We start from the raw sequence: 7,591 nt of genomic DNA, 5'->3' as shown, positions 1-7,591 counted from the left end.
GAAGTACGGGGGACATCGAAAGATGGACATCTTTGAAACTTTGGAATCTGAAGTCCGCTGCTATTGCCGCAGCTGGGACACCGTGTTTGAGCGGGCCGCCGGCAGCACCCTCTACGGTGAGGATGGCAGGGAATATCTGGACTTCTTTTCCGGGGCCGGAGCACTGAACTACGGCCACAACAACCCGGTACTGCTCCGGCCGCTCGTGGACTATCTACTTTCCGGTGCCATCGTTMATTCGCTCGACATGAAAACGCCTGCCAAGCGGCGCTTCCTGGAATCATTCCAGGAGCTCATCCTCAAGCCCCGGCATTTGGACTATAAAGTCATGTTCCCCGGTCCCACCGGAACAAACTCAGTGGAAGCGGCCCTGAAGCTGGCGCGTAAAGTCACCGGCCGGCAACATATCCTCAGCTTCACCAACGCATTCCACGGGATGACCCTGGGCTCATTGTCGGTGACCGGCAATTCCATGAAACGGCAGGGTGCCGGTGTGCCGCTGACGAATGCCTCGAGCATGCCCTATGACGGATTCTTCGACGGTCAGACCCCGGACTTCCTGTGGCTCCGTCACGCCCTGGAGGACAGCGGATCCGGACTCGACAAACCCGCCGCCGTGATCGTGGAAACGGTCCAAGGCGAGGGCGGGCTTAGGGCCGCCCGCGCATCGTGGCTGCAGGGCCTCGCGGAGCTATGCCACCAGCACGACATCTTGCTCATTGTTGACGATGTACAGGCCGGATGCGGACGCACCGGAACATTCTTCAGTTTCGAGGATGCGGCCATAACCCCGGATATCGTCTGCCTGTCAAAATCCATTTCCGGCTTCGGGCTGCCCATGGCACTGACACTGTTCAAGCCCGAGTTGGACATCTGGAAACCCGGCGAGCATAACGGAACATTCCGGGGCCACAACCCCGCCTTCGTCACCGGAGCCGCTGCCCTGGAGCACTACTGGCAGGACGGCAGGTTTGAGTCGCATGTCGCAGGCCTCATTACGCAACTGCACGAGGGGCTTTCACAGATCGCGGCCTGCATCGACGGCGCCGCTGTCCGTGGCCGGGGCCTGCTCGCCGGTGTCTACTACCCCCACCCMGGGACTGCGGAAAACATCGCGGCTGAGTCGTTCGCCCGTGGCCTGCTCGTGGAAACGTCGGGTCCGCAGGGTGAGGTCATCAAGGCGATGCCCGCGCTGACCATGAGCCACGAGAACCTGCGGAAGGGACTCGATATTCTCGCCGGGGCCGCAGAGGCCGTCACCGGCGTTCCCGTCGCCTTGGCATCCACTGTTTGATCATCCGCACGKACGCCCCGGCAGTGGGGCAAAGACCGCTCGCAAGAATCGAAGTAGATTTCGGGGGAGAAATGGGTACCCGCAAAGCCACAGCGGCTAACGATGGCGATCCAGAGGAAACAGCACGGGGCATCCCCCCGGGAAGTGTCCCCCCGGGAAGTGTCATTGTGCAAAAGTTCGGTGGTTCGTCGCTGGCCGATGCCGCCGGCATCATCCGGGCCGCCGAGCGGATCGCCAAGACGCGTGAGGAGGGATTCCGGGTGGTGGCGGTGGTGTCCGCCATGGGCGACACCACGGATGATCTCTGCGACCTGGCGGCCGAGGTTTCCACCCGGCCGCTTCCCGGCGACCTCGATGCCCTCCTGAGCATCGGCGAACTCGTGTCTTCGGCACTCCTGGCGATAGCACTGGCAGATCTGGGCCAGGTGCCGCGCACGTTCACCGGCAGCGCGGCCGGCCTCATCACCGACACCATTCACGGCAAGGCCCACATCACTGATGTCAGGCCGGGCCGCGTCCGCACGAGTCTGGCCCGCGGCGAAGTGCCGATCGTTGCGGGTTTCCAGGGCAGAACCAAGAAGCGGCGGAAGATCACCACCCTCGGGCGCGGTGGCTCGGATCTCACCGCGGTGGCGCTCGCCGCGGCACTGGGCGCCGGCATTTGCGAGATCTACACGGATGTTGACGGTGTCTATACCGCGGACCCCCGCGTAGTCCCGACAGCGCGCAAGCTGGACGTCCTCTCAAGCGAAGAGATGCTTGAGTTCGCGGCCTCCGGGTGCAAGGTACTTCACCTGCGGTGCGTTGAATATGCCCGCCGGTTCGGCATTCCGATCCATGTCAGGTCCTCTTTCGTGCCGGAACCAGGAACCTTGATCCTGCCCGGCCTTGACCGCGGTGGGCTGCGCCAGCCCGCAGGCGAGCAACCCGTGGTGACTGCGGTAGCCGGGGTCAACTCGGCGTCGAAAATCATCGTCGTTGGCATTCCGGACGAACCGGGCAGCATTTCGCGCATCTTCCARGTGCTCTCGCGGTCCGGGGCCAACGTCCAGACGGTCGTCCAGACACCGGCGGGCCCGGGGTMGAGGCGCTCGGACGTTGCCCTGATCCTTCCGGCAGCGCAGGCGGCCCAAGCCCTTTCCGTTTTGAACGCGGCCAAGGGAGCCATCGGATTTCGGGGCCTGCAGCATGACAGCGAGATGGGCAGAGTGTCCGTCACCGGCCTGGGCATGAGGTCTTCGCCGGAAATCTTCTGCACATTCCTGAAGGCCCTTTCCGACGCCGACGTCGGCCTCGACCTGGTCGATATCTCAGAGACCTGCCTGGGGGCCGCGACGCCCACCGACCGGCTCGCGGATGCCGAACGGGCCGTCCGCCTGGCGTTTGGCATGGCGACGGGGGACGGGKCGGCGGTGACGGGTCGCAAGGGCACCCTCGTGCCCGCCGGTGGCCGCCCGGTCGGCACCTGGATTGCGATATCCGGCAAGGACAGGACKCCTGTCGCGCGAGGCGACAGAACCGTGGCACGTCACTTCTAGCGAAGGAGCTAAAGGATGGGCAAGACCGCGAGGATCGGCAACGGCCTCACYCGACCCCCTGAGTTGCRCGGAAAGATGTCGGTGAATGGCGGTTCGGAGKGGGGAACAATCCTCACATCGGCCACACCGGACCAGACTGCCCGCTGGCACCGGGGGGAACGGCTGGACCAGCTGTTTGAGGACCGCTGTGACCGCCTGCGGGAACAGGGGATGGAGGACCAGGTCGCCGTGGATTCAGGGGACATCGTCCTGACGTACCTGCAACTGGATGAACGGGCGAACCAGCTGGCGCGGCATCTCCTGGTGTGCGGTGCCCGCCCGGGTGACCGCATTGCGTTGCTGTTCGACCAGCCGTGGCGTGCCTACGTGGCGATGCTCGCCGTCCTGAAGATCCACGCGGCCTATGTCCCCCTGGACGCCGGATTTCCMCCCGACCGTCTCCAATACATTGTGGAAGACGCCAATGTGGCGATGATCCTGTCACTGTCGCACCTGAAGGACTTGGTGCCCGAAGTGGCCGCTGTCACGGTGTGTCTCGACGATGTACAGGCCCAGGTCGACGCCAAGGACCCCTCGCGGCTAAACGGTGCGGCCAAGGGCGGAACCAAGGATGAGCTGGCATACATCATCTACACGTCCGGCTCGACGGGCCGGCCGAAGGGTGTGGCGGTGGACCAGGCCAGCATCTGCAATTTTGTCCGGGTGGCCGCTKACGTCTACGGCATGGAGCCCACGGACCGCGTGTACCAGGGCATGACGATCGCCTTTGATTTTTCCGTGGAGGAAATCTGGGTTGCCTGGATGGTGGGAGCGACCCTGGTACCCAAGCCCGGACGCTCCAGCATGCTGGGGGCCGAGCTCGCGGAATACCTGCAGGAGAAACGGATCACAGCCCTTTGCTGTGTTCCGACGCTGCTGGCCACCCTTGAGGATGATCTGCCCGGTCTCCGGTTTCTCCTGGTCTCCGGGGAGGCCTGCCCGCGGGACCTCGTCCAGCGCTGGCACCGCCCGGGCCGCCGATTCCTGAATGTCTACGGTCCGACCGAAGCGACGGTGACTGCCACCTGGTCCCTCCTTGACCCGGACACGCCCGTGTCCTTCGGCGTGCCGCTGCCCACCTACACGGCCGTCATTGTTGATCCCGTGGAGCCCCGGGCCCTGCCGGCGGGCGAAACCGGGGAAATCGGCTTGGCAGGAGTAGGGCTGGCACGGGGCTACGTCAACCGGCCGGACCTGACGGAACGGGCCTTCATCCCGGATTTCCTGGGCATCAAGAACAACCCCTCCGGCCGGATCTACCGCACCGGGGATCTCGGACGGATCAACGACGACGGAGACCTCGAGTACTTCGGACGAATCGACACTCAGGTCAAGATACGCGGCTACMGCATCGAGCTGAGCGAAATAGAATCCGTCCTCCTGCAGCTGCCCGGAATTGCGCAGGCAGTCGTTCAAACCTATGAACCGGAACCCGGAACGGTGGAACTGGCCGCCTATTACACCCTCCGCCATGACGTCACGGGCGTTGATGCCCATGACCTCCACCGGATGCTGCGCACCAGGCTCCCCGGGTACATGGTTCCGGCCTATTTTGAACAACTGGATGCCCTTCCCATGATGGCCAGTGACAAGGTGGACAAGAAGCGGCTGCCCCGCCCGGAACACAGGATCAGTCAGGCGGCCGCCGGGTCCTACACCGCCCCGACGACTCCTGCCGAAGAAGCCCTGGCGAAGCAGCTTGGCGCCGTGCTGGGCCTTGACAAGGTGTCCACAGACGCACACTTCTTCAACGACTTGGGGGCTGACTCCTTGCTGATGGCGCGCTATTGCGCCCGCATCAGAAAAGAAACCGCCCTGCCGCCGGCAGCAATGCAGGATATCTACGAGAACCCCACGGTCCGGYAGCTCGCCACGTGCCTGGAAGCCAGGCACAGCGCATCGGTTCTCAGCGCGGCCGTGCCGAACACCGGCACTGCGCTCCCGGCACCGATGCCCCAGGCCAGCTMGTTCAGCTACTTCATGTGCGGGGTTATCCAGCTGCTGATTTTCCTCGGCTACACCACGTACGCGGCTTTCCTGCTGGTTATCGGCTTCCAGTGGACGTCCGGGGGAAGCAACCTGTTGGACATGTGGGTGCGGTCGATCGGTTTTGGCGCCGCCATGTTCGTGATCCTTTCCGTAACCCCGATCCTCGCCAAGTGGATTCTGGTGGGGCGGTKGAAGCCGGGTCACATCCGACTATGGAGCCTGGCCTACCTCCGGTTCTGGACCGCGAAGACCCTTACCCGCGCAAACCCCCTTGTGCTGTTCGTGGGCTCGCCGMTCTACGTGCTCTACCTGCGGCTCCTGGGGGCCAAGATCGGCAAGGGCGTGGTGATCTTCTCCCGGAAGGTGCCCGCCTGCCCGGACCTGCTAACCATCGGTGACAATACGGTGATTCACAAGAACTCTTCGCTGCTCTGCTTCCGGGCGCGTTCGGGCATGATTGATATCGGTCCAGTGACGTTGGGGAGAAATGTCCTGGTGTCGGAAAAGACCACCTTGGACATCGGCACGTCAATGGGGGACGACACCCAGCTGGGCCACAGCTCGTCGCTGCAGACGCCGCAGGCCGTGCCCGACGGGCAAATCTGGCACGGTTCACCGGCGGCGCGTACCACCACCGACTACCGGCGGGTCCCGCCCATGCGGTGCAGCACGCGCCGGAGGGTGATTTTCAGCCTGCTCCAGCTCTTCAACCGGCTCGTCCTCGTGGCTCCGGCCGTCATCCTCGCGCTGGCGGCGCTCCTGCCGCCCTATCTGAGCACCGGGCACCTGCAGCTGGGCGCCATGAGCTTCTTTGCCGACGTCTTTGCCGTCACGCTGGTGCTCTTTGTTGTCGGACTGATCACCGGGTTKATCACGGTCTTCACCGTCCCGCGTTTGCTTAACCGCTTCATTAGGCCGGACAAGGTCTATCCCTTGTACGGGGTGCACTTCACCATCCAACGGATGATCTCCCGCCTCTCGAACGTCAGGCTGTACAAAGACGTCTTCGGCGACAGTTCCTACATCGTGCACTATCTGAAGGCCCTGGGTTACAACCTTGGGAAGGTGGAACAAACAGGATCGAATTTCGGCCCCACGCTGGCCCATGAGTCMCCGTTCCTGAACTCCATAGGGACMGGAACGATGGTCGMGGACGGCCTGAATATGATGAACGCCGACTTCTCCAGCACCTCCTTCCGCCTGTCGACCGTCCGCCTCGCCGGCCACAACTTCCTCGGCAACGCCATCACCGTTCCKATTGGGTCCCGGGTCGGGGAGAACTGCCTGCTGGCCACGAAAGTGATGATTCCGATCGACGGTCCGGTTCGATCGGGCGTGGGGCTGCTGGGGTCGCCTCCGTTCGAGATTCCGCGGTCGGTTCAGCGTGATGCCCAATTTGATGACCAAAAGATCGAGGAAGCGAGGAACCGGGCCCTACCGGCAAAGAACCGGCACAACATTGTGAGCATGGTGCTGTTCCTGGCCGTGCGCTGGGTCCTGCTATTTGTCGCCACGCTCTGCAGCGCCGTTGCCGTGTCGGCTTTCAGTCTCGTCGGCGTGCCGGCGATCGCCGCCATGATGCTCGCCCTGCTCGTATTCCGCGTATTGGTTGCCGTGCTTGCGGAGCGTTCGGTCATGGGCTTCSGCCGCCTGAAGCCGCAATACTGCTCCATCTACGACCCCTACTTCTGGCGGCACGAACGCCTCTGGAAGCTCCTGGCCATGCCGGCGTTCAACGGGACGCCCTTCAAGCCCCTGATCTGGAGAATGCTGGGCGTCAAAGTCGGCAAGCGGCTCTACGATGCAGGCGCCAACCTGCCGGAGAAAACACTCGTGGCGATCGGTGATGACTGTGCCTTCAATGAAGGAACCACCATTCAGGGACATTCCATGGAAGACGGCGCGTTCAAGTCGGACCACATCGTGATCGGCAACCGCTGCTCCCTCGGCGTGGATTCCTGGGTCAACTACGGGGTGACGATGCACGACGGTTCAGTGCTGGGGGCCGACGCCCTCCTGATGAAGGGCGAAGACGTCCCGGAAGATGCCACGTATACGGGCAACCCGGCGCGCGAAGTGATGACCCCCGTCACAGCCGAGCTGCGTCCTGCCGGAATCCCCGGCGCACCCCGCAACGGCGGACCCMGCCACGCCGGCCCCCGGCACAGGGACGGCGTCGAGCCGGCCGGCGGTCTGCTCAGGCTGTCGAGGGGAACCCACAGGCCGCACAGGGCAGCGCGGGCCAAGGCTGCGGCACCGGGATCCCCCTCCTAGCGCGAACTGCTGGGTACGGGAGCGTCCTCGGGGAAATCGTCGGGGACATCCTCGGTCACGGCCGGCCCGGAATGGCGTCCGCGGGGGAGCGACTTCTGCAGCGCCTTCCGCTCACGACGTCCTTCCACGAGCCGGTACAGCACCGGAACCAGAATGAGCGTGAGCGCGGTAGAGGAGATCAGGCCGCCGATCACCACGATCGCCAGGGGTTGGGAGATGAACCCGCCGCCGCCGGTCAGGCCCAGCGCCATCGGCGTCAAGGCGAACACTGTGGCGAGGGCTGTCATCAGGATGGGGCGGAGGMGCTGGCGGGCGCCGTGCGTGATCGCGTCCGCCACGTTCATTCCGGGTTCGCCGTTGCGCGGCTGGCGGTACTGGTTGATGAGGTCGATCAGCACAATTGCGTTGGTCACCACGATGCCCACGAGCATCAGCATGCCGATCAGTGACGGCAGCC

General features: G+C 64.0%; 4 protein-coding genes. 3 read left to right on the top strand and 1 reads right to left on the bottom strand.

The genetic code is table 11. From position 1 onward, the window contains the following. The first annotated feature begins 22 nt into the window (after nt 1-22). From ectB to AC1DBQ_RS19910, 3 genes are all read left to right on the top strand, one after another. Nucleotides 23-1,294 (top strand): diaminobutyrate--2-oxoglutarate transaminase, encoded by a 1,272-nt coding sequence (gene ectB, locus AC1DBQ_RS19920; RefSeq protein WP_476930156.1) that lies wholly within the window; start codon nt 23-25, stop codon nt 1,292-1,294. A 71-nt stretch (nt 1,295-1,365) separates the two neighbouring features. After that, nucleotides 1,366-2,832: an aspartate kinase gene (locus tag AC1DBQ_RS19915; protein WP_476930155.1), complete on the top strand. Its 1,467-nt coding sequence runs from the start codon at nt 1,366-1,368 to the stop codon at nt 2,830-2,832. A 15-nt stretch (nt 2,833-2,847) separates the two neighbouring features. Further along, nucleotides 2,848-7,134, top strand: coding sequence for a Pls/PosA family non-ribosomal peptide synthetase (locus AC1DBQ_RS19910; RefSeq protein ID WP_476930154.1), 4,287 nt, complete (start codon nt 2,848-2,850; stop codon nt 7,132-7,134). On the opposite strand, the gene AC1DBQ_RS19905 is transcribed toward AC1DBQ_RS19910, so the two are convergent. Further along, nucleotides 7,131-7,591, bottom strand: a 461-nt coding sequence (locus AC1DBQ_RS19905; protein WP_476930153.1) for an efflux RND transporter permease subunit, incomplete at its 5' end; no start/stop codon positions are given. The genes AC1DBQ_RS19910 and AC1DBQ_RS19905 overlap by 4 nt on opposite strands.

The organism is Arthrobacter sp. 10T413_2 (assembly GCF_056394205.1).
This window is presented reverse-complemented; position numbering and strand designations above follow the sequence as displayed.